Origin of the sequence: Mycolicibacterium hodleri (assembly GCF_025822245.1) — a bacterium.
GTDB lineage: Bacteria > Actinomycetota > Actinomycetes > Mycobacteriales > Mycobacteriaceae > Mycobacterium > Mycobacterium hodleri.
Genome location: NZ_JACKTL010000067.1, coordinates 153329 through 174671, shown reverse-complemented (window position 1 = coordinate 174671; position 21343 = coordinate 153329). Strand labels below are relative to the sequence as shown.

Genomic DNA, 21343 nt, shown 5'->3' with positions numbered 1-21343 from the left:
ACCACGCGGTTCCGGCCGCCACCGGGGCCGCCGCCGCGTGGGCCGCGGCCCCCGCAGCGCTAGCCGACCGGAGCGGGAGCCGGCGCGATGCGCTCGACGGCGTACGTCGCCGCGTCGTTGGTCATGCCGTTGAAGCCGTAGGTGGTGTGCGCGAAGGACGGTTGCCCGCCCGGCGTGCCGTCGCAGATGGTGTCGCCTTGGGCGCACAGCTGCAGCGTCTTGGGGGCGTAGTTCGCACCGATGGTCAGCTGGGGTGCGTCGTACTGCTGCAGGAATTGGCTCGAGGGTGTGCCGAACAGCGTCACGGCGGCAACGTGATTGGCGACCTCGGCCGGCAGCGGCTGCGGTACGACGGCGGCGGGGATGCCTTCGGGCGCCCGGTCGGCGGTGGCGTACCCGGCGACCATGGCGCCCTGGCTGTACCCGCCAAGGACGATCTTCGTGGCCGGGCAGTTCGCCGCCGTTGCCTGCACGTGGGCGCCGGCGTCCTTGACTCCGTCGATGACGCTGTTGGCGAACGCTTCTCGATTGTTGAAGTCGGTGCTGGCGGCGTAGTTCACCGGGTAGACATCCAGAGTGCGCGCGCCCAGTTGGCCGCGCAACGCGTCGACGTAGGACTGGCCGACACCGCCCACACCGGGGGCTTCACCGGAACCGCGGGCGAAGACGAGCTCCACGTCCGGGCAGGGTTCCGCCGAGGCGGCCGGGGCCGAGGTGGTGGCGAGGATTGCGCCGGCGGTGAGGACGGCGGCGCCGAGCAGGCGTGGCAAATGTCGGGTAGTCATGAGCCGGAGTTACCCCGGGGTTTGCCAGCCAAACCAGCGGCGCGCGTTGACGCGCGCGAAAACGGGGTATGTCGGATGGATGACCAGTGCAAACGTGCCACGCGCGTGACCGAGACAGACCAGCGTGACCTGGGGGACTCCGACAGTCCCATCGAGGACGAGTTGGAGGACGCCTTCCAGCGGATGATCGGGGAGGGCACCCAGCGGCTGCACCGCCCGTGGCGTGAGGTGCTCACCACGGGGTTCTTCGGCGGTACCGAGGTGGCCCTCGGCGTTCTGGCCTACCTGTCGGTGATGAACCAGACCCACAACCCGTTGCTGGCCGGGCTGGCGTTCTCCATCGGGTTCCTGGCGTTGCTACTGGGCCGCAGCGAGCTGTTCACCGAGGGCTTCCTGGTGCCGGTGACGACGGTGGTCGCCAAGCGGGCCAGCGTGGCCCAACTGCTGAAGCTGTGGAGCGGCACGTTGGTGGCCAACCTGGTCGGCGGCTGGCTGGTGATGTGGCTGATCATGACGGGGTTCCCGAAGCTGAGGGCGCAGACCATCGAGTCGGCGAGTCACTACGTCGACGCGCCGCTGGGCCCGGAGTCGATCGCGTTGGCGGTGCTCGGCGGCATGGCCATCACCCTGATGACCCGTATGCAGCACGGCACCGATTCGATGCCGGCCAAGATCGCCGCCGCCGTCGCGGGTGCCTTCCTGCTCGCCGGTTTGCAGATGTTCCACTCGATCCTGGATTCGTTGTTGATCTTCGGCGCCCTCATCGCCGGAGACGCGCCGTTCGGGTACCTCGACTGGCTGGCCTGGTTCGGGTACGTCGCGCCGCTCAACGTGCTCGGTGGGCTGGCGCTGGTGACACTGCTGCGGTTGATCCGCAGCAAGGACCGGTTGAAGGACGAGCGGGAGGACGCCGAAGCCTAGACTTCGGCGGCCTCCTCGACGAAGGTCTCCTTGATTTCCTTGGGCCCGAACGGCCACGTCTTCTCGGTCTTGGCGTAGATCAGGAAGGCGACGCAGCCGATGACGATCCAGCCCAGCGACAGCGCGATCGACAGCCAGGTCGCCGAGTAGTAGACGTACACCCAGCCGATCAGGGCGACGACGGTCGGCAGCGGGTACAGCCACTGCCGGTAGGGGCGTTGCAGATTGGGCTGCCTGCGGCGCAGCACCACGATCGCGGCCACCTGCGCCAGCGACTGGATGATCACCAGCGTCGCCACGGCGGCGTTGATGATCGTGGTCAGGGTGAACAGCGACCCGATGATGGTGATGACGCCCATGGTGAGCACGCCCGCGGTGGGCAGGTTGAGCTTCGGGTGCAGCTTGGCGAACACCGTCAGGAAGACCTTGTCGCGGGCCGCCTCGAAGGGGACGCGGGAGCCGCCGAGCAGGCCGGCGAACACCGAGCCGATGGCGGCGACGACGATCAGCACCGTAATGATCTGCGCCGCAGTCGAACCCCACGCCTGTTCGAGCACTGAGGAGGCGACGGAGGTGGAGGCCTTGATCTCTTCGAGCGGCAACGAGCCGAGCACGCCGATCTGCAGCAGGAAGTAGATGCCCATGATGCCGAGGATGGAGTAGACGATGGACCGCGGGATGGTGCGGCCGGGGTCGCGCATCTCGGCGCCGAGGTAGGCGGTGGTGTTGTAGCCGAGGTAGTCGTAGACGGCGATGATGAGGCCGGCGCCGAGGCCTGCCCAGAAGGTGCCGTGCGACCCGAAGGCGCCGGGGGTGAAGGCGAAGGCCTGCGCGCCGCTGAAGTGGCTGTAGGCGGCGATGATGGTGCTGAACACCGCGACCAGCATGACGACGAACAGCACCGTGGTGAGCTTGCCGATCTGGCCGATCTTGCGGAACAGCGCGGCCATGATCACCAGTGTGATGCCGACGCCGATGGCCTTGCCCAGCAGGGTGTTTCCCCCGTCGTCGGTAACGCCGGGAATGAGGTAGCCGAGGTACTGGACCAGGCCGATGATGCCGGTGGACATGATCAGCGGGATGAACAGCACCGCGCTCCAGACGAACAGGAACGGCATGAGCCGGCCGGTGCGGTACTGGAAGGCTTCGCGGAGGTAGATGTAGGTGCCGCCGGCGCCGGGCATGGCCGCGCCGAGCTCGGCCCAGATGAGTCCGTCGGCCAGCGCCAGGAGGGCGCCGACGATCCAGCCGAACATGGCCTCCGGCCCGCCGAAGGTGGCGACCATGGCGGGGATCGTCACGAAGGGGCCGATGCCGCACATCTGGGTCATGTTGATCGCGGTGGCCTGCAGTGGGCCGATCTGGCGTTCCAGCGCCGGCTGCTGGGGCGTCGTGGCGCCGCTTGACGGTGAGCTCATCACGCACCTCCTTCGTTGTAGTTTGTTAGTAAAGTTTCTTAACATACTCAGGGCGAGTGTGCGAGAGTTCACGTGTAAATTTCCGGAGTCGACGGGATGGGAGGTGGCGGTGGACGGCCGCACGGCACCGCAGGCGGGAACCCCGGCGAACATGCGCGCACTCAACCAGCGGCTGGTGCTCGACCGGCTGCGCGAGCACGGCGAGGCCACCCGGCCCGAGATCGCGGCCGCGACCGGCCTGTCGAAACCCACTGTCGGACAAGCGCTCCTGGACCTCGAAGAGCACGGCCTGGTGCGGGCCATCGGTCGGCGGCTGGACCGCCCCGGCCGGGCGGCGGTGGTCTACCGGACCGCGCCGGATGCGGGGTACATCGTCGGGGTCGACGTCGGACGCCGCGCCCTGCACGTCGCGGTCGCCAATCTCGACGGCGTCGTCGTCGCCCGCGTCGAGCAGCCCAACCGCAGCCGCTCGGGGGCCATGCTCGTGCGCATCGTGGGCGATTCGGTCGCCAAGGCCGTCGCCGAGGCCGGGCTGGCCGACGACGACATCGTGGTCACCGTGGTCGGCACGCCGGGCATCCCCGACACGTCGACCGGCACGGTGCACCGCTCGCCGAACCTGCCCGGCTGGGAGCGACGCGGCCTGCTCGGCGAGCTGATGACGTTGCTCGGCGTGAACGGGTCGACGGTGCTGGTGGAGAACGACGCGAACCTGTGCGCCGTCGGCGAGTACGCGCGCGGCGCGGCCCAGGGCGTCGACGTGGTGGCGTGCCTCACCGTCGGCACGGGCATCGGGCTGGGAATCCTGCTCGGCGGCAACCTGTTCCGCGGTGCGCGCGGGGCTGCGGGCGAGATCGCCGACCTGCCCTACGGCCGTGTCCCGGCGGGGGTGAGCTCGCACCGGCCCGGGCCGGTGGAGGTGGTGGCGGCCGGTGACGCGGTGGTGTCGGCGGCCCGCTCGGCGGGGCTTTCGCTGTCGACGGCCAAGGCGGTGTTCGAGGCGGCCCGCGGCGGCGACGCGCGTGCAGTGCAGGTAGTCGCGGACGAGGCGTCCAAGCTGGCACGGGTGGTCTCCGTCGTCACCGCCGTGCTGGACCCGGGCCTGATCGTGTTGGCGGGCGGCATCGGCCGCAACGTCGACCTGCTGGCCGACCCGATGCGCCGCGAACTGGCCGAGACGATTCCTTTGGTGCCCGACATCGTCGGGGGAGAGCTGGGGGACGACGCGGTCCTGGTCGGGGCGATAGCGACGGCGATGGACACGGCGTGGGACTTGGTGTTCGAGCGAAGGGTGTTGGGGCGGTAGTGGACGTCATCGTTGAGCGGGACGAGGCGGCGTGCGGCGTGACCGTCGCCGAGGTCTTCGACCGCGCGGTCCGGTCGGGGGCTCGGACGCTGGGGCTGGCGACCGGGTCCTCGCCGCTGTCGGTGTACCGGGAGCTGATCCGCCGGCACTGCGAGGAGGGGTTGTCGTTCGCGGCGGTTCAGGCGTTCCTGCTGGACGAGTACGTGGGGCTGCCGGCGGGGCATCCGCAGTCCTACGCGCAGGTGATCCGGACGGAGTTCGCCGACCACGTGGACCTGGGGGGTGTGTTCGGCCCGGACGGTAATGCTTCCGACTTATCTTCTGCGGCAGCGTCTTACGACGCGCTGGTGGTCGAGTCGGGGCCGGTGGACGTGCAGCTATTGGGGATCGGGGCCAACGGGCACATCGGGTTCAACGAGCCGGGTTCTGCGTTGGACTCGCGGACGCGGGTGACGACGCTGACTTCACAGACGCGCCAGGACAACGCGCGGTTCTTCGCGAGCATCGACGAGGTGCCCCACCGAGTGATCACGCAGGGGCTGGGCACGATCAGCTCGGCCCGGCACCTGGTGTTGATTGCGACGGGGGAGCACAAGGCGGCGGCGGTGGCGGCGGCTTTGGAGGGGCCGGTGACGCCGGAGTGCCCGGCGTCAGTGCTGCAGCGTCATCCAATGGTGACGGTGGTGGTGGATGAGGGGGCTGCGAAGGGACCTGAACGGATCGGCTCGTGAACGTCCCCTTCGTGATTGCGACGTTCATCGGCGTCCTGCTACCAATCTTCGCTCCACGCAGCGACATCGCGCGAGCTCGCCGGATTTTCCGGGCGGGTGTGGGAGTGGCGGTGGTGTCGGCGTTCTTCATCGGCTTTCCGCCGGACTGGAAGTCCGGTGCCCAGTTGTCGGCCTTCGTCGCGTTCATGATGCTCGGAACCGCCTACTTCACCAGTCCGTACCTGAAATTCCGCGGGAAGATCCACGCCGCCTACCGGGCGGACGCCGAGGCAGAGGACCCACCTGGCCCGACACCACGAGGCGCGACCCGGCTTCTGACGTCAGCGCGAAAGCTGTGGTGGTTCATCGTCGCGGGAATGGCGTTGTGCACGTTCAACGTCGTCCAGCCTGTCCTGACGGGGGACGATCCGCGACTCGCGATGGCTATGGCCGCCGTAATCCTGGTCATCGCAGTCGTCTTCGGTTTCGCCGACGGGCGAGCCGGTGACCCGATCGCGCAGGGACAGACACTTCAGTTCGTTCTCGCCTCGGTCCTCACCGCAGGCATCTTCGCGCTGTTGTACCTCGGCGCCCGCGCGGTTGGCAAAAGGAAGCGTAGTCCTGGCTGAGGGCAGAAACTGCCGCGCTTCGGGGACCTCTGCATACCGGACAATGGGAAGAAACCGGGACGTCGAGGGGTGGAGATGCAGGTCGATCCGCAGGTGTTGCGTGCGCTGGCGGGACAAGCCGACCGCGTCGCGGGTGTAGTGACGTCCGCAGACGTGGGGACGAAGGTGGTCACGGCAGCCGATGGCCTGCCCGGCTCGACGACGCAGTGGGCGGCGCACACGGTCGGAGACCACTTCACCGTGCAGGCCAAAAAGCTGGTCGACGACGTCACCAAGATGGCGCAAGCCGTGCGCGGCGCGGGCGATACGTTCGAGGTCGCCGACGACGCGCTCGCGAAGTCCTTCGACGGGTTGTTCTAGGCGATGCTTCCGTCACGATCCAGCTTGCGAGGTTGGAATCCCGACTCGTTGACGACGTCGGCTGATGGGATCTCCGCTGGAGCGAAGACGGTGGCCGATGCGGTGAACGGCCTCGATGACTCCTGCCGTCGCATGCCCGAGACGAAGGCATGGTCGGGTCGATCGCACGAGGCGGCGACCGTGATGTTCGGGCGGGCCGAGCGCAACGCCACGGCGTTCGCCGCGTACGCGCGCGACCTGGCCGTGGCGCTTCGTCACGGCAGCGACACGATCGGCCCGGCCCGGGCCGCGCTCTTGGCCAAGGCTGATCAGCTTGATGCCGGCCCGTTGGAGGTCACCGATCAATGGGTGGTCCTCATCGACCCGGTGAGGATGTCGGCCGAGGAGATGGCGAAGCTCGAAGAATTGGCACGCACTGAGCAGGAAGCCGTCAACCGCATGCTGACGGCGGTGGGGGATGCCGATGACACTACCGCGAATGCGGTTGTGGCCGCGGGGAAGTCGCGTGGCTTCGTCGAAGCGGGCCCGCCTACGGACTTGGGTTCGTTAATGATGCCGGTCGCACAGCGTCCAGGTGACCAGGTGCCCGATCCGCGCAATCCGATCGGCGTCCTGGCGCAGGAGGCGATCCGCAACGGAGACATGTCGGTGAAGATCCGGGAGGTGAGCGAGCCGGTCAAGAACCAATACGGTGACGAGGTCACCACGGTGACGATGCAGGACGGCAGCAAGCAGGTGCTGACGAAGTACGATCCGTTCGATTGGCCAAGTAAGGGGAACTTCAACTCGATCACGCAGTACGACAAGGACGGCAACAAGGTGTCGGAAACCAGTTCTTGGCACGACTACGGCACGGATTGCGATCAAACCACCATCACGTGGCCCAACGGTGCCTCCTTCATGATGTCGATGGACCCCTCGGGCAACAGAAGCGCGGGATTCACCACACCCCTGGGGAAGCACTCCTCGGTGCCGGTCGAGTTGATCGACGACATGTCGAACAACGCCGGCGGCCTGATGTCCGGCTTGGAAAAGCACATCGCTGGCGGTGGTTCCCTGCCCATGGTGACCGCCGAGTCGCTCGAGAACGTCGGCAAGACAGCCAAATTCGGCGGACCAGCCTTGAGCTTCGCGACGACGGTCTTCGACATGGCAATGGCCGACTCGGGTCGTGACAGGTGCATTGCCGCGGTGGCTGGCGCGGGCGGTTTCGGCGGGGGCTGGGGAGGAGCAGAGGCAGGCGCCGCTGCCGGTGCGTTCTTTCCTCCTGCCGCGCCCGTCTTGGTGCCAACCCTCGCTGCCGGTGGTGCCATCTTGGGAGGGTTCTACGGCGCCGACCTCGGCAAATTCGTCGGAGAAATCGTATGTCCCTACTGACACTGCCCGAGCCCGCCAACTGGCCCGACGGCCGGAGTCGATCAACACGTGCGTCGCTGGCGATGACAGTGCTCATCCTCGCGGGTGTCCTGGGCGGTGCGCACAGTGTGGTGCGCGGCGACTTCTTCACCGCGACGGTGTTATTCGGCCTGGCAGTACCCTTCGTCCTGACACTCGCGATGCTGCACTTCGTGTCTCGAGGCAAGACGGCGTTACGCGCCAGCCACGATCCCTCAGGCACTGTCTTACGAACGGACCGAACATTCAGCGCGACGATTCTGGTCGTGCTCGGGTTGTTCGTGCCGTTGGGAGCCTTCGTCGTGGTCTTCACGCTGACTGGCGATCTGCGCATGTTCTCCGGCGAGCGCGCCCGACTGGCGGCGATGGTCGTCATGGGCCTAGCTGCGGTGACGGCCCTCACCGGACTGCTTATGGCTTGGCGCCGTGGCGGGGTTGGATACGTGAAGCTTACGCCCGGGGGCGTCGAGGTCGCCGATATCAAGAGCACGGAAATCGTGGCGTGGGATGACATCGTCGGGGTCGATGATCACTCCGAGGTCAACAAGAAGACCCGCAAGGCCGTCGTGCTCCGACGTCGCGACGGCACCGAAAAGACGATCGACGGATGTGACTTCTACGTTCCCGAGGGTGCCGGGCTGTACTGGATGGTGCGGCACTACTGGCGCCACGCGAATGACCGTCCCGAGCTCGTCGACGGCCGGGCTGTGGCGCGACTTGGTGAGGGGCGGTTCGACACCGGTGTGGTGTAGCCGTGCGACGAAGATGGGTGACCTAGACAAATAGCCCGCTGCGGCGTTCCGACTTGGCTGACTACCGGCGACAATCCTTGCACCGACGCGCAGCCACGCTGTGAAACGACCGTGTGACCACCGTAAACGCCCGGACGGCTGCTCGATTTGTAACGAATTGCGTTCCACCGCCGATTCTTACCTCTGTGGTGCGCGTCCTCTCAGGGGCGTCTCCGGCCCATCGAGTCGACCCACAGCCTGCACAGGAATAAATCATAGGTTGGCTATGTAGTGTTTATTTGGGTCGGGGTGACTCGGAGCTACCACTCCGGACAAAGGAGCAAATGACGATGAACCTCAAGAAAGCGGTCGCAGGAGCGGCCTTCGCGGGCGGGATCGGGCTGAGCCTCATCGCCGGCAGTTCAGGGGTCGCGCTCGCGGCTCCTGGTGGTGGCGGCGCGTGCCAGCCGCCGTTCTGCGCAGGCGGACCTGGCCCGGGCGGCCCAGGCGGACCGGGTGGACCACAGGGACGTGGTCCCGGCGGACCGGGCGGCCCCGGCGGACCTGCTGACTTCCGCGGGCCGGGCGGCCCCGGTGGCGATCGCGGCCCGGGAGGGCCCGGCGGCCCCGGTGGGCCTGGCGGTCCAGGCGACTTCCGTGGTCCGGGTGGCCCCGGCGGTCCTGGTGGCCCCGGCGGACCCGGCGACGACCGCGGCCCCGGAGGGCCCGGCGGACCTGGCGGTCCAGGTGACTTCCGCGGCCCAGGCGGCCCCGACAACACCCGCGGACCCGACGGTCACGACTGGGGACCACGTCCCCCGGACGCCTTCGGTGGTTGGCGCGACGCCCCGTGGGGCGGCGGACCGGCGCCGTGGGGCTGGGGAGCGCCACCGCGTGTCGGCTGGGACCGGCCGCTGCCGCCTCCCGGCGGCTACTGGAACTATGGGCCGGTCAACTACTTCGGCTACAACGAGACGCCGATCTTCGATCCGGGCTTCAACGCCTGGGGCTTCTACTTCTTCGGAATCTGGATCCCGCTGTAGACCGATCTGACAATGAGCAGCCGCCTCGCGACGACGCGAGGCGGCTGTTCGTCTTCGGGTAAGACCTTGGGGCGCTGTACCTTACGTCAGAACTTGCCCACCAACGCGTCGCACTGCACCGGCAGGTCGCGCACCCGGACGCCGGTGGCGTGGAAGACCGCGTTGACCACCGCGGCGGCCGAGCCGACGATGCCGATCTCGCCGGCACCGCGCGAGCCCATCGGATTGGCGTGCTCGTCCAGGTCGTCGAGAGCGACGGCCTCGATCTCGCCGATGTCGGCATGGCTGCTGATGTGGTAGCTCGCGAAGTCCTGGGTGACGACGTGGCCGAACCGGTGGTCCCGCACGCTCTCCTCGTGCAACGCCATCGACAGCCCCATGGTCATGCCGCCGATCAACTGCGAGCGCACCGTCGTCGGGTTGATCACCCGGCCGATCGAGAACACGCCGAGCATCCGGGACACCCGGATCTCACCGGTGTACCGGTTGACCCGGGCTTCGACGAAGTGGGCACCGAAGGAATACATGCCGTAGTCGTCGACCTCGTCGTTCTCCGGGGCCTCGGTCATGGTGGTGGCGCCGACGGCCGGCTCGTCGCCGTGTTCCTTCCGAAAGGCTTGCGCCGCAGCCACGATGGTGCCACCCCAGGAGCTGGTGCCCGACGAGCCACCCGCCACCGAGGCGGGCGGCAAGTCGCTGTCGCCGATCTGCAGGTCGACGGCGTCGACCTCGCAACCCAGGGCGTCGGCGGCGATCTGCGTCAGGGCGGTCCACGCCCCGGTGCCGATGTCGACCGCTCCGATCTCGACGAGGTAGCGCCCGGCCGCGTCGTGGGTGATGCGGGCGGCGTTGCCGGGCATGATCATCGCGGGATACGCCGCCGACGCGACGCCGGTGCCCACCAGCCATTCGCCGTCTGTTCTCGGTTGCCTTGTGGCCCAACCGAATCGGTCGGCGCCGGTGCGCAGGCAGTCGACGAGTCGGCGGTTGGACCACGGGTTGCCGGTCTCGGGGTCGACGTCGGGTTCGTTGCGGATGCGCAGCTCGATCGGGTCCACGTCGCAGGCGACGGCGAGTTCGTCCATCGCCACCTCGAGGGCGAACATGCCGGGGCATTCGCCGGGCGCGCGCATCCAGAAGGGAACGGCGACGTCGAGTTCGGCGAGCCGGTGCGACGTCTGGCGCGTGGCCGCGGCGTACATCATCCGGGCCGGGGTGCCGGTCTGCTCGGCGTACTCTTTGACCGTCGCGGTCTGTTCGACGACCTCGTGGCTGATCGCGGTGAGCCTGCCGTCGCGGTCGGCGCCGAGGCGCACGTGCTGAATGGTGGGGGTGCGGTAGCCGACGAAGGCGAACATCTGCTGGCGGGTCAGCGCCAGCTTCACCGGACGGCCGGGCTCGCGCTTCGCGGCCATGGCGGCCAGTACGTTGTGCGAGTGCGGTGCACCCTTGGAGCCGAAGCCGCCGCCGACGTTCTTGGCGACCACGCGGATCTGCTCCTCCTCGAGGCCGAGGGTGGTGGCCAGGGTCTGCCGGACCACGTGCACGCCCTGACTCGAGTCGTAGAGCGTCAGCAGCGGGCCGTCCGGGTCCCAAATGGCAATGGTGGCATGGGGTTCCATCGGACTGTTGTGCTCGTGCGGGGTGGTATAGGTCTGGTCGACCGTGACGGCCGCGTCACGCAGGGCGCCCTCGACGTCACCGTCGGAGGTGTCGGTCTCGTGACCGGAGTTGACCTCCTCGGGGGCGTAGAGTCCAGGATGGTCGGCGCGCAGCTCGGTGTCGTGCTCGGCTTCGTCGTAGTCGACGCGGACGAGAGCGGCTGCCTGTCTGGCAGTTTCGGCGCTGTCGGCAAGGACGCCGCCGATGAGCTGGCCGCGGTAGTGCACCTGGTCGTCCTGCAGGATCACCAGGTCGCCGTCGGAGGTGTCGGCCAGGGTGGGCGCGTCGAACACGGTCAGGACCGCCTCGACGCCGTCGAGGGCCAGGGCAGCGGTGGTGTCCATGGTGAGGATGCGGCCCTTGGCGACGGTGGCCTGCACCGGGTGCAGGTACAGCGGGGCGTCGACCGGATACTCGAAGGCATAGGTGGCGGTGCCGGAGACCTTGGCGGGGCCGTCCAAGCGGGCCAGCGAGGTGCCCATGGCGCGGTGGTCGATGGTGGTCATCACTGGTGTCCTTCGACGAGGGAGGTCAGGGTGGCGACGATGGCGCCGCGGGTGAGGCCGACCTTGAACTCGTTGCCGCTGACGGGTTCTGCCTGCCGCAGTTCCGCGTCGGCGGCCGCGGCGAAGGTGGCCTCGGTGGCGGACTGGCCGCGCAGCGCCGCCTCGGCGTGGGTGGCACGCCACGGCTTGTGCGCGACGCCGCCGAGTGCGATCCGGGCGCTGGTGACGGTGTCGCCGTCGAGGACGACCTCCGCGGCGACGGAGGTCAGCGCGAACGCGTAGGACGCGCGGTCGCGGACCTTGCGGTAGGTGGAGCGGGCGCCCTCGGGTGGGGACGGGATCTCCACGGCGGTGATCAAGGCGCCGTGCGGCAGGTTGGTGTCGCGGTCGGGTTGATCGCCGGGCAGTCGGTGGAAGTCGTTGAGCGGCCCACGATGTTCGCCGTCCTCGGTGACGTAGACGACGGTGGCGTCGAGCGCGGCCATGGCGACGGCCATGTCGGACGGATGGGCGGCGACGCAGTGCTCGGAGGCGCCGAGGATGGCGTGGTAGCGGGTGTAGCCGCCGATGGCCGAGCAGCCCGTGCCGGGGGTGCGCTTGTTGCAGGGGGTGCTGACGTCCTGGAAGTAGACGCAGCGGGTGCGCTGCAGCAGGTTGCCCGCGGTGGTGGCCGCGTTGCGCAGCTGTCCGGAGGCGCCGGCGAGCAGCGCTCGGGACAGCACGGGGTAGCGGGTGCGGACGACCGGGTGGGCGGCGAGGTCGCTGTTGCGGACGTCGGCGCCGATGCGCAGCGTCCCGTCGGGGAGCTGGTCGACGTCGTGAAGTGGCAGGTGGCCGACGTCGACGAGCAGGGTGGGTTCGGCGATGCCGAGCTTCATGTGGTCGACGAGGTTGGTGCCGCCGGCGAGGAAGGCGGCGTCGGCTCGGCCGGCGATGGTGGTGACGGCGTCGGCGACGCTGGTGGCGCGGTGATACTCGAAGGGAATCATCGGGCGGCCTGCTGGATCGCGGCGACGATGTTCGGGTAGGCCGCGCAGCGACACAGGTTGCCGCTCATGCGCTCTCGGATCTCGGCGTCGGTGAGGTCGGGGGTGCCCTCGATGTCGGCGGTGACGTGGCTGGGGGAGCCGGCCTTGAGTTCGTCGAGCATGCCGACGGCGGAGCAGATCTGGCCGGGCGTGCAGTAGCCGCACTGGAAGCCGTCGTGGTCGAGGAAGGCCTGCGCGACGGGGTGCAGGTCGTCGTGGCTGAGGCCCGCCGCGGTCTGCACGTCGGCGCCGTCGTGCGCAACGGCGAGCGCCAGGCAGGTGGTGGCGCGGCGGCCGTCGATCAGGACGGTGCACGATCCGCACTGGCCGTGGTCGCACCCCTTCTTCGGCGCGGTGACGCCGAGGTGCTCGCGGAGCAGGTCGAGGAGCGTGATGCGGTTGTCGACTCGGACGGCGCGCTCGGTGCCGTCGACGCGCACGGATATGTCGGTGAAGTGGGCTGACTCCATCGTCGGGGACTACCCCGGGGTAGGGCGGTGAAACCGGCGGAGTCGACTTGTCCGTGCCAGCGCCGGACTGACGAAACCTACGGCCGGACGAGCAACTGCCCGCGTTCGTCTACTTGGGGGAAGTTCACCGTGGCGCGGGGTGGTTGGCCGTCGAAGACGTACGCCCGGCAGACGAAGGCTGCCGTCGACGACGATCCAGACGCGCCGGGCGATTCGACCTCGCCGCCGACGGCCCACACCTCTTTGACGTGTTCGGCATTGGTGCCAAGCCAGACGTTGTCATCCTCTGACAAGCGATCCTTTTTGGCATAGATGTCTCGGAAGGAGGCGTTCGATGGAGCCAACAGGTTGTGCTTCACCGCATCTTCACACATAGTCTGCGCCGGACCGGTGTTTGTCGCCGGCCGGGTCAGGCCGAACCAGTACGTCATGCTTCCGCTGACGACCACGATTGTCAGTACGATCGCTCCGACGACCAGGGACATGACGACCCGTCGGCTCATGCGTACCTCCCCGTCGATCGAGCGGCCGTCACCCCACGCCCACGTAGTGATCCTCGTCGATCTCCCGCTCGCCGCTCCACCGGTAGGCGACCAGCGCGCCAGATTTGACCGCGCTGAAGTCCACGCAGGCCGTGCGGTCGGTGAAGTCGACTCCGCGCTGCGGTCGCCCCTCGCGCCAGTAGTGACCGTAGAACACCGGCACGTCCCCGCGGTAGGAGTAGGACTGATCGTCGGCCTCCACCTCTGTGCCGGGGAGTGGCGGATATGGTTTGCCGTCAATCGTTTTGAAGTTCGAGCCCATGACGGCAAGCGCGCGGAGCGTCGTGGCGTCGTCGTCCCACCACGCCACCCGCGCGCGGCTGCGCCCGTTGCCGTCCCTGTCGAAGTACCTCTGCTGCCCGTGCCCGACCAGGTCGATCTCCGGTCCCTTCAGTAGCACTTCGACGGCCTCGTAGAGGGGGTCGCCCTTCGTCGTCGCGCGGGCGAACTGGTCGCGGGAGGTGAAGCGGTTCAACCCCAGCACCTCCACGACGACTCGTATCGACGGTTCGTGCCAACAGGCGTGCACCACCCGCAGACCGCCGAGGTCGAGCCACAGCGGGAGCGTCGTGAACCAGTCGAGGTACTCGGTGCGGGTGTCGCCGTCCACCTGGTCGAGGAACGCCTGGTGTTGGCTCGTGTTCTTCTCGGTGTGCGCCCGGAGGAAACCGCCATCGGGTGAAGGGGTGTCATAGGCAACCGCGTTGAATTCGTGGTTGCCCATGACGATCTGAGCGCTACCGGCGTCGACCATGCCCTTGACGATCCGTAGGACCTCCAGTTGGGCGGGCCCTCGGTCGACCAGGTCGCCGACGAAGATCGCTTGCCGTGTCGGGTGCTCGTACGCGCCACGCGACTGGTTCACGTGACATCCGAGGCGGTTCAGCAGATCCGTCAGCGGCGCCGCGCAGCCGTGGACGTCGCCGATGACGTCGTATCCGTTCTCGTCGGAGCTGGCGGTTGACTCCGTGGACGCGGGCATGGGCGTTTCCTTCTGTTGGGGTCTACGGCTCCGCCTCATGGAGCAAGTCGATCAGCAGCTCACCGCAATCGCCTGCCTGCGAACGGTATTGGCGATCAGTCGCGTGCTGTCGCCCGACAACCGGGTGGCCAACCCTTCAACCCGAATTTAGCGCACGGATCTGACACCGCTCAATTGAACCGCTTCGATGGCCGGAACGAATAGTGCGCGCGGCCGGGATTGGCCAGCCGGACATCCCAGCCGGCGTACCTCACCTGGCGGATTCGATGGCGGTGGTGTTTCTCCACTCTCTCGGGGGCTGGCCGAAACGTCGGCGGAAGGCGCGGCTGAAGGCAGCTTCAGACGAGTAGCCGACCTCGTTGGCGATGGCGCCGACGGGCGCGGAGCTGGTGCGGAGGAGGTCGGCGGCGCGGCCGAGTCGGCGATTCGCGATATAGGTCAACGGTGGCTCGCCGAGGAGTCGAGCGAACCGCTGAGCGAGTGCTGTTCGAGAAACGTCGGCGACGCTAGCGAGCTTCGCGACCGACCAGGGGTGGCCAAGATCGCGGTGGATGGCCGTCAGGACAACGCTAAGTGCGGGATCCATTGCAGCGGTTAGCCATCCGGTGGATGTGGGTCGGCGTCGGGACCACTCGCGCAAGACGTGGATGAACAACAGGTCCAGCAGGCGCGAGATCATCACCGACGAACCGGGGCTCGGGGACGTCACCTCGACGAGCAACAGCTCGAGCGTGACCGGCAGCCACTCCTGGCCGTGCGGTTGAGCGCTCACGATGAGCGCCGAAGGTAGCACTGAGAAGCCGGAATCGGCGATGGCGTCGTTGGCGGTGAAGGTGCCGGTCAGCCATCGCGGTGTCCGGGGGTCGGCGTCGGGCGCCCCTGCCTGCAGGTGATGGCCGTCCCCGCGGGCGCACAGAACCAGATCGCCGGCATTCAAGGCGTCGGCAGCGGATATTCCTGGCCCCTGGATTCGTATCGGACCCTGCTCGACGAAGTGGAACCGGCGCGTCCCAGCAGGCATGGCGATGTCGAACGGCGTGCGAGAGGTGTAGCGGGTGACCGACTGACTTTGCAGCTGCACGGTGTGGAGGATTTCCGAGAGCGCGTCCTCGTTCGCGGAAGAGGCCCGCCACTCGGATACGAATGGCGGTTCGGCAAAGTAACCCGGCTTTTGAGTCATTGTCCTGCGCCGATCGTACACATAGCCTCGAATGGGGACCGGCATTCCGTCGGACCCGTTTGTCGTCTCGAATCCTTTTGTCCCACAGAGGAAGTGTGCATTGTCCATCAAGCATTCCATTGTTTTCTGCCACGGCGTCTGGGCCGACGGCTCGTGCTTCAACGCGGTTGTTCCCGCGCTGCAGGCCGACGGACACGAAGTGATGTCCGTCCAGTACGGCCTCGACACCTTGGCCGACGACGTGGCGGCGGTGAAACGGACGCTGGAGCGGGTCAACGGCCCAGTCATCCTCGTCGGTCATTCCTACGGCGGAGCCACGGTCACCGCGGCGGGGGTCGACAATCGTGTGGTCGGATTGGTCTACATCGCCGCGGTCACGCCGGACACCGGGGAATCGGTACAGAGCTTGCTCGACCAGTATCCGACGGAGGTGTTCTCGCACATCCAGGTCGCCGACGGCCGGGCCTGGATGCTTCCCGGCGGCGTCGTGCATTTCGCGGGTGACCTTTCCGAGGACGAGCAGAAAGTAGTGTGGGCCACCCACTACCCGCCCGCCGCCGACCTGTTTGAGCACGAGATGGGTGACGACGTCGCATGGAAGACGAAGCCGAGCTGGTTCATCGTGGCCAAGAAGGACCGCACCGTGCATCCCGATCTCGAGCGCTTCCTGGCCAAGCGCATGGGCGCAACCATCGTCGAAGTCGACAGCAGTCACGTCCCGATGGTGTCTCAGCCGGACGTGGTCGTCGACGTGATCCGAAGCGCCGTAGCCAATCTTCAGACGGGCTGACGGCTGGGGCACGTCGCGGAGCCGCTCAGGCGAACCGCTCCTCGATAGCCCGGAACGAGTGATGCACGCGGCCGTGACTGACCAGCCGAATGTCCAATCCGGCGTCCTTGACGAGTTGGATCGCCCGCACGATCGCGTCGTCGATCCACGCGTCGGCGTTGCCGAACACCCCGCCGCCCAGCCGCGTCAACAGCACGACGTTCGACCTTGCGCCGACGGCCGCGAGCAGCGTTGCCTCGTACGCCGCCTCGAGTACTAGCCGCGCGAAGGCCTCCCACGCCGCCGGCCGTCCCTCCCCATACGCCACCGGCAGCGCCGAGCAGAACGCCTGCGACACCCGACGAGGCTCGGACACGTCGGTCACCTGGACGTCGCGATGGAGGCCGATGGCCAGCCGCCCGCGAAGGTCGTCACGGTCCTCCTCGGTGCCGCGATCGAGGAGGTCCGTGATGGCCCGCAGCCCGTCGCGCGTGCACAGCGCGTACCCGTTGCGCATCGTCCACAGCTCCGTCACGGGCCGGCCCAGCGTCGCCGACAACGACTCACCCACGTGGGCCAGCGCGTCGACCTGACGATCGCGGGTCTGGCCGATCGCGTCGCCGACGGGCACGAAGTAGTTGCGGTAGATCGTCGCCGCGCCCGCGGCCACCGCACAGGCCGGGCCCTGCGTGTGGTCGTCGACGTAGCGCGTCACGCCGTCCTCGGGGGTGACGTGCGGGCTGGTCATCTCCAGGAGGTTGAACTGCGACGCCACCTGGAACAGCGCCCCTTCGAGCTCGGGGTCGGCGTGCATCGCGCGGGCCTCGCCGGTGACGCATCGCACCGTAGAGCGTTGTGTCGCAGGCAGGTTGATACCATCGCGCAACTGCGCCAGCGTCGGAACCGACAGCGATCCGATGCCGTGCCGCGCCCCGGTGACCGTCGACACCAACTGGTCGCCGTCGACCCTCAACAACTCGCGGGTGACGTCGTAGGCTCCCTCGGGGAACCCCGTGAGGCGGGCGAACCAGTCGTCGGTCATGAGCTCGATGGTGGCACGCGGCTCCCGATGAGTTTCGCCGACTGCATGGGTCTGCCTCACGTCACCCCTTACGCTCGCAGCCGGAGGACCCATGCCACGCACCAATCTCTCGATGTCGATCTCCGCCGACGGATACGTCGCCGGCCCCAGCCAGAGCCAGGAGCATCCGCTCGGCGTCGGCGGTCAGCTGCTGCACGGGTGGCACATGGGTCCTGAGGCAGATCATCCCGTCAACCGGCAGGTGGTCTCGGAGATGCTCGACGGCATGGGCGCGACCATCATGGGCCGCAACATGTTCGGGCCGGTGCGCGGTGAGTGGGGCGACTCGGACTGGACCGGCTGGTGGGGTGACGAGCCGCCGTATCACTGCCCGGTGTTCGTGCTGACCCACCACGCTCACGACCCGATCGCGCTGACGGGGACGACGTTCCACTTCGTCACCGACGGCGTCGAGTCGGCGTACGCGCAGGCATGCGAGGTGGCGGGGGACCGGCCGATCAGCATCGCCGGCGGCGCGTCGTGCGCCCGGCAGGCGATCCGCGCGGGCCTCGTCGACGAGATCGACCTTCAGGTCAGTCCCGTGATCCTCGGCGTGGGGGAGCGGCTGTTCGACGGCTTCGACGCGGGCAACCCGCACCTGGAGTTGGAGCGCGTCCTCGAAGCGCCCGGGGTGGCACACCTGCGCTATCGCGTTATGCGGTGAGCTCCGCCGATCGCCCCGAGGCTGAAGATTGAGGCCGACGCCGCCGTGGCTGGGTAGGGGCGCTCACCCAGCCGTGTACGTCCTCGTACGAGCTATGGCCGTGACGTACGTGACGGTCGTTGTTTCGCATTCAGTCGCGGAAACCACGACCGTGGCGCAGAAATCGCGCCTAGCACCCGAGAGGGGCAGTGGGCCAGAGCCCTCGGCCAATCAACCGGCTTTTGTCCTCGTCCACTCCCTGTTGTCGACGTGGTAAGGGCAGCTGCCCCGGATAGAGCCGCCTATCCCAACGCCGCGGTGATCTCTGGGATCGGTCGCAGGTGCTCGTCGAGCAGAACGGCCACGCCGTCCACGTCGTTGCGCGCCAGGGCGTCGACGATCGCGCGGTGCTGGCGGTCGATCTCGGGCACTCGTTGCGGCCGAATCTGCAACGCGCGCACGGCCACCCGCTGTTGGCGCGACCGTAGCGCGTCGTACAGCTCGGTCAGGATCGAGTTGCCGTGCGCGTCCACGATCGCCCGATGGAAGGACCGATCCAGCCGGGCCACGGTGAACCAATCCTGTTCCTGGCCGGCGTCTTCCATGCGTTGTGCCAAACCGTCCAGGGGCTCCGGCGCGCCCGACTCGGCCAGGCACAGTTCCCGCGCCGCGTGGCCCTCGATCAGCCGTCGTGAGGCGTACACCTCCTCGAGTTCGCGCGAGGTCACGCTGCGTACCTGTGCGCCTCGCCGGGGCAGCAGGTCGATGAACTTCTCGGAGTTGAGTCGGTGGAAGGCCTCGCGCACCGGGGTCCGGGACGTGCCGACGAGTTCGGAGACCCACACCTCGTCCAGGAACCGGCCGGCCGGCAACGTGCCCTTGATGATCTCGTCGCGCACCCACTGGTAGACCCGGTCGCGCGCCGACGGGGTCGCGCCCGCCTCAGAGACCTCGACGGCCATGTCGACTCCTTCCGATGCTCGCAGAGTACTGGACACTTGACGCACATCTTGTGTATACAAGAGATGTACAAGCGCTGTGCCCGTCGCCCGACCACTTCAGGGAGAGACCGTGGAACCGAATCGTCGCTACGCCGTGTGGCTGTCCGGCCCCAACGTGGCCGCCGCCGAAATCGCCCGCCAGATCGGCTACGGCGCGGCCGTCCTCGACATTGAGCACGGCACGTTCGACCTTGCCGACCTGGAACGCTTCATCCCGTTCCTCAAGGCCATCGGACTGGAAGTCATCGCGAAAGTGCTTGGACCCGAACGTGGCCCGATCCAGCAGGCGCTGGACTTCGGGGCCGACGTCGTCGCCATCCCGCACGTCGAGAACGCCGCCCACGCCGCCGTCGTCACCGGGTACGCCAAGTTCCCGCCGCTGGGCGACCGCAGCTTCGCCGGCGGCCGCACCTCCGCCTACGGCGGGTTCACCGACGAGTGGGTATCCGCCCAAGATGCCAAGACACGGTGCTACCCGATGATCGAAGACGCCGGCGCGATCGAGCAGATCGACGACATCCTGGCCCTCGACACCGTCGACGGGGTCTTCGTCGGCCCGTCAGACCTCTCGCTGCGGCGCGACCGCGGCGCCTACGCCCGCACCGACGGCGACTTCGCCGACCTGGCCCGCATCGCAGCCGCCGCCCGCACCGCCGGCAAGCCCTGGCTGCTGCCCGCCTGGAGCCCCGAAGAGAAGCGGTTCGCCGTCGACCACGGCGCCGACCAGATGGCGCTCACCATGGAGCACGGCGCGCTGGTGGCCGGGCTGTCCGCCGCCCTCGACACGATGGCCGGCATCGACCGCAGCCCCGCCCTGAACGGCAGCAACCGATGAGCGACGTTCAGGCACACGACCTCGACGCGGTGCCGTCGACCAAGAGCCCGGGGCGATTCCGCTGGCAGATCGGCGGCCTGCTCGGCGCCGGGATGTTCGTCAACTACATCGACCGGGTGAACCTGTCGGTGGCCACCCCGGCCATCATGGACGACTTCGACATCAGCGCCGCGCAGATGGGCATCCTCGCGTCGGCGTTCCTGTGGACCTACGCCCTGTTGCAGATGCCGATCGGCAGCATCATCGACAAGATCGGCGTCCCGTGGGTCAACCGCGTCGGGGTCTTCCTCTGGGCCCTCGCGTCGTTCCTGGCCGCGGCCGCCGGCGGTCTGGGTCTGATGATCGTCGCCCGCCTGGCGCTCGGGGTCGGCGAGGCGCCGACGGTGCCCGCCGGCTGGAAGGCCATCGGTCAGTGGTTCCCGAAGCAGGAACGCGGCACGGCCACCTCCATCTTCGACGGCTGCGCCAAGCTCTCCAACGTCGTCGGCATCCCCATCATGGCGTTCCTGGTGTCGACGTTCAGCTGGCACGCCGCGTTCCTCTTCACCGGGGCGCTGAGCCTGGTCTACCTGGTCGCATGGTGGCTGCTGTACCGCAGCCCGGTGCAGGCCGTGGCCGACGGCAAGATGTCGGCCGAGGAGCTGGCCTACCTCAAGGCCGGTGACGCCGAGAACGAAGAGAACATCTCGGAGGGGTCGCTGCGCGGGATCGGGTATCTGCTGGGCCGGCGCAAGACCTGGGGACTGGCGCTCGGTTACGCCTCCTACACCTACGCGTACTACGTCTTGCTGACCTGGCTGCCGGGCTATCTGAAGAAGGAGTTCGGCGTCAATCTGCTTCAGGGCGGCCTGTATTCGATGATCCCGTGGCTGGTCGCGGTGATCGCGCAGTTCCTCATCGCCGGGCTGCTGATGGACTGGTGGATCAAGCGCACGGGTCAGGTCACCAAGGTGCGCCGCATCGTGCTGGTGGTCAGCATGCTCGCCGCCTTGGCGGTCACCGGCGCCGCCTACGTCGACACCATCGGAATGGCCATCGTGTTCATCTCCATCGGTGCGGCCGGCCTCGCAGTGTCGGTGCCCGCCGGCTCGAGCATCGTCTCGCTGATCGCCCCGGAAGGCCTCACCGGATCACTCGGCGGCATCGTCAACTTCATCGCCAACCTGATCGGCATCGCCGCACCGATCGTCACCGGCATGGTCGTCGACGCCACCGGTTCCTTCGCTGGAGCCTTCATGGTGACCGGCGTGGTGCTGCTTCTCGGAATCCTCTGCTATACCGTCGTTCTCGGACGGATGGACCGCATGGCCCCGCCGCCCGTCCCCGCCTGACCCATCACAGGAGGT

General features: G+C 68.0%; 22 protein-coding genes. 12 read left to right on the top strand and 10 right to left on the bottom strand.

The window, feature by feature from the left end:
- Positions 1–59 precede the first annotated feature (59 nt).
- Positions 60–785, bottom strand: a complete 726-nt coding sequence (locus H7J06_RS27825; protein WP_264042650.1) for a cutinase family protein — start codon at positions 783–785, stop codon at positions 60–62.
- Between the two features lie 105 nt (positions 786–890).
- On the opposite strand from H7J06_RS27825, the gene H7J06_RS27820 reads away from it, so the two are divergent.
- Entirely contained in the window at positions 891–1706 is an 816-nt protein-coding gene (locus H7J06_RS27820) for a formate/nitrite transporter family protein (RefSeq protein ID WP_264042649.1), read from the top strand.
- On the opposite strand, the gene H7J06_RS27815 is transcribed toward H7J06_RS27820, so the two are convergent.
- Complete coding sequence (locus tag H7J06_RS27815; protein ID WP_264042648.1) at positions 1703–3124, bottom strand: APC family permease; 1422 nt, start codon at positions 3122–3124, stop codon at positions 1703–1705. The two genes, H7J06_RS27820 and H7J06_RS27815, sit on opposite strands and share 4 nt — an antisense overlap.
- A gap of 109 nt (positions 3125–3233) precedes the next feature.
- Between H7J06_RS27815 and H7J06_RS27810 the strand changes: the two genes are divergently transcribed.
- From H7J06_RS27810 to H7J06_RS27780, 7 genes are all read left to right on the top strand, one after another.
- Complete coding sequence (locus H7J06_RS27810) at positions 3234–4430, top strand: ROK family transcriptional regulator (RefSeq protein ID WP_264042646.1); 1197 nt, start codon at positions 3234–3236, stop codon at positions 4428–4430.
- Entirely contained in the window at positions 4430–5161 is a 732-nt protein-coding gene (locus H7J06_RS27805; protein WP_264042645.1) for a glucosamine-6-phosphate deaminase, read from the top strand. Before H7J06_RS27810 ends, H7J06_RS27805 begins: the two co-directional genes overlap by 1 nt.
- Positions 5158–5769 carry a hypothetical protein gene (locus tag H7J06_RS27800; RefSeq protein ID WP_264042644.1) on the top strand — a complete coding sequence of 204 codons (612 nt, stop codon included), beginning with the start codon at positions 5158–5160 and terminating at the stop codon, positions 5767–5769. Before H7J06_RS27805 ends, H7J06_RS27800 begins: the two co-directional genes overlap by 4 nt.
- Before the next feature lie 75 nt (positions 5770–5844).
- Positions 5845–6129 (top strand): type VII secretion target, encoded by a 285-nt coding sequence (locus H7J06_RS27795; protein ID WP_264042643.1) that lies wholly within the window; start codon positions 5845–5847, stop codon positions 6127–6129.
- Between the two features lie 90 nt (positions 6130–6219).
- Positions 6220–7506 (top strand): hypothetical protein, encoded by a 1287-nt coding sequence (locus H7J06_RS27790; RefSeq protein WP_264042642.1) that lies wholly within the window; start codon positions 6220–6222, stop codon positions 7504–7506.
- A 107-nt stretch (positions 7507–7613) separates the two neighbouring features.
- Entirely contained in the window at positions 7614–8276 is a 663-nt protein-coding gene (locus H7J06_RS27785; RefSeq protein ID WP_264042641.1) for a hypothetical protein, read from the top strand.
- Between the two features lie 329 nt (positions 8277–8605).
- Entirely contained in the window at positions 8606–9298 is a 693-nt protein-coding gene (locus H7J06_RS27780; RefSeq protein ID WP_264042640.1) for a chitin-binding protein, read from the top strand.
- 86 nt (positions 9299–9384) lie between these two features.
- On the opposite strand, the gene H7J06_RS27775 is transcribed toward H7J06_RS27780, so the two are convergent.
- The 6 genes from H7J06_RS27775 to H7J06_RS27750 form a co-directional block, all read right to left on the bottom strand.
- The gene (locus H7J06_RS27775; RefSeq protein ID WP_264042639.1) at positions 9385–11466 is read right to left on the bottom strand and encodes a xanthine dehydrogenase family protein molybdopterin-binding subunit; all 2082 of its coding nucleotides are present in this window, start codon (positions 11464–11466) and stop codon (positions 9385–9387) included.
- A complete protein-coding gene (locus tag H7J06_RS27770; protein ID WP_264042638.1) occupies positions 11466–12455 on the bottom strand; it encodes an FAD binding domain-containing protein in 990 nt (329 codons plus the stop codon). The genes H7J06_RS27775 and H7J06_RS27770 overlap by 1 nt, the downstream gene beginning before the upstream one ends.
- Complete coding sequence (locus H7J06_RS27765) at positions 12452–12964, bottom strand: 2Fe-2S iron-sulfur cluster-binding protein (RefSeq protein ID WP_264042637.1); 513 nt, start codon at positions 12962–12964, stop codon at positions 12452–12454. Before H7J06_RS27765 ends, H7J06_RS27770 begins: the two co-directional genes overlap by 4 nt.
- Before the next feature lie 77 nt (positions 12965–13041).
- A complete protein-coding gene (locus tag H7J06_RS27760) occupies positions 13042–13467 on the bottom strand; it encodes a hypothetical protein (RefSeq protein ID WP_264042636.1) in 426 nt (141 codons plus the stop codon).
- A gap of 28 nt (positions 13468–13495) precedes the next feature.
- Entirely contained in the window at positions 13496–14488 is a 993-nt protein-coding gene (locus tag H7J06_RS27755) for a metallophosphoesterase (protein ID WP_264042635.1), read from the bottom strand.
- Positions 14489–14738: 250 nt separating this feature from the next.
- On the bottom strand, positions 14739–15668 hold the full coding sequence (locus tag H7J06_RS27750; protein WP_372515422.1) for a cupin domain-containing protein: 930 nt from the start codon (positions 15666–15668) through the stop codon (positions 14739–14741).
- A 31-nt stretch (positions 15669–15699) separates the two neighbouring features.
- Here H7J06_RS27750 and H7J06_RS27745 point away from each other — a divergent pair, with 31 nt between their 5' ends.
- On the top strand, positions 15700–16458 hold the full coding sequence (locus tag H7J06_RS27745; RefSeq protein WP_264042633.1) for an alpha/beta fold hydrolase: 759 nt from the start codon (positions 15700–15702) through the stop codon (positions 16456–16458).
- A gap of 25 nt (positions 16459–16483) precedes the next feature.
- On the opposite strand, the gene H7J06_RS27740 is transcribed toward H7J06_RS27745, so the two are convergent.
- A complete protein-coding gene (locus tag H7J06_RS27740; RefSeq protein WP_264042631.1) occupies positions 16484–17479 on the bottom strand; it encodes a hypothetical protein in 996 nt (331 codons plus the stop codon).
- A 91-nt stretch (positions 17480–17570) separates the two neighbouring features.
- Here H7J06_RS27740 and H7J06_RS27735 point away from each other — a divergent pair, with 91 nt between their 5' ends.
- Complete coding sequence (locus H7J06_RS27735) at positions 17571–18182, top strand: dihydrofolate reductase family protein (RefSeq protein WP_264042630.1); 612 nt, start codon at positions 17571–17573, stop codon at positions 18180–18182.
- A 281-nt stretch (positions 18183–18463) separates the two neighbouring features.
- Here H7J06_RS27735 and H7J06_RS27730 read toward each other — a convergent pair whose 3' ends face one another.
- A complete protein-coding gene (locus H7J06_RS27730; RefSeq protein ID WP_264042629.1) occupies positions 18464–19123 on the bottom strand; it encodes a GntR family transcriptional regulator in 660 nt (219 codons plus the stop codon).
- A 109-nt stretch (positions 19124–19232) separates the two neighbouring features.
- Here H7J06_RS27730 and H7J06_RS27725 point away from each other — a divergent pair, with 109 nt between their 5' ends.
- The gene (locus H7J06_RS27725) at positions 19233–19997 is read left to right on the top strand and encodes an HpcH/HpaI aldolase family protein (protein ID WP_264042628.1); all 765 of its coding nucleotides are present in this window, start codon (positions 19233–19235) and stop codon (positions 19995–19997) included.
- Positions 19994–21328: an MFS transporter gene (locus H7J06_RS27720; RefSeq protein ID WP_264042627.1), complete on the top strand. Its 1335-nt coding sequence runs from the start codon at positions 19994–19996 to the stop codon at positions 21326–21328. The genes H7J06_RS27725 and H7J06_RS27720 overlap by 4 nt, the downstream gene beginning before the upstream one ends.
- Positions 21329–21343 lie beyond the last annotated feature (15 nt).

Excerpts from the sequence above, each read along its gene's own strand:
- H7J06_RS27815 (WP_264042648.1), bottom strand. The coding sequence starts at position 3,124 with ATGAGCTCACCGTCAAGCGGCGCCACGACGCCCCAGCAGCCGGCGCTG.
- H7J06_RS27735 (WP_264042630.1), top strand. The coding sequence starts at position 17,571 with ATGCCACGCACCAATCTCTCGATGTCGATCTCCGCCGACGGATACGTC.
- H7J06_RS27750 (WP_372515422.1), bottom strand. The coding sequence starts at position 15,668 with ATGACTCAAAAGCCGGGTTACTTTGCCGAACCGCCATTCGTATCCGAG.
- H7J06_RS27780 (WP_264042640.1), top strand. The coding sequence starts at position 8,606 with ATGAACCTCAAGAAAGCGGTCGCAGGAGCGGCCTTCGCGGGCGGGATC.
- H7J06_RS27720 (WP_264042627.1), top strand. The coding sequence starts at position 19,994 with ATGAGCGACGTTCAGGCACACGACCTCGACGCGGTGCCGTCGACCAAG.
- H7J06_RS27765 (WP_264042637.1), bottom strand. The coding sequence starts at position 12,964 with ATGGAGTCAGCCCACTTCACCGACATATCCGTGCGCGTCGACGGCACC.
- H7J06_RS27730 (WP_264042629.1), bottom strand. The coding sequence starts at position 19,123 with ATGGCCGTCGAGGTCTCTGAGGCGGGCGCGACCCCGTCGGCGCGCGAC.
- H7J06_RS27740 (WP_264042631.1), bottom strand. The coding sequence starts at position 17,479 with ATGACCGACGACTGGTTCGCCCGCCTCACGGGGTTCCCCGAGGGAGCC.
- H7J06_RS27755 (WP_264042635.1), bottom strand. The coding sequence starts at position 14,488 with ATGCCCGCGTCCACGGAGTCAACCGCCAGCTCCGACGAGAACGGATAC.
- H7J06_RS27795 (WP_264042643.1), top strand. The coding sequence starts at position 5,845 with ATGCAGGTCGATCCGCAGGTGTTGCGTGCGCTGGCGGGACAAGCCGAC.
- H7J06_RS27775 (WP_264042639.1), bottom strand. The coding sequence starts at position 11,466 with ATGACCACCATCGACCACCGCGCCATGGGCACCTCGCTGGCCCGCTTG.
- H7J06_RS27770 (WP_264042638.1), bottom strand. The coding sequence starts at position 12,455 with ATGATTCCCTTCGAGTATCACCGCGCCACCAGCGTCGCCGACGCCGTC.
- H7J06_RS27760 (WP_264042636.1), bottom strand. The coding sequence starts at position 13,467 with ATGAGCCGACGGGTCGTCATGTCCCTGGTCGTCGGAGCGATCGTACTG.
- H7J06_RS27745 (WP_264042633.1), top strand. The coding sequence starts at position 15,700 with ATGGGGACCGGCATTCCGTCGGACCCGTTTGTCGTCTCGAATCCTTTT.
- H7J06_RS27825 (WP_264042650.1), bottom strand. The coding sequence starts at position 785 with ATGACTACCCGACATTTGCCACGCCTGCTCGGCGCCGCCGTCCTCACC.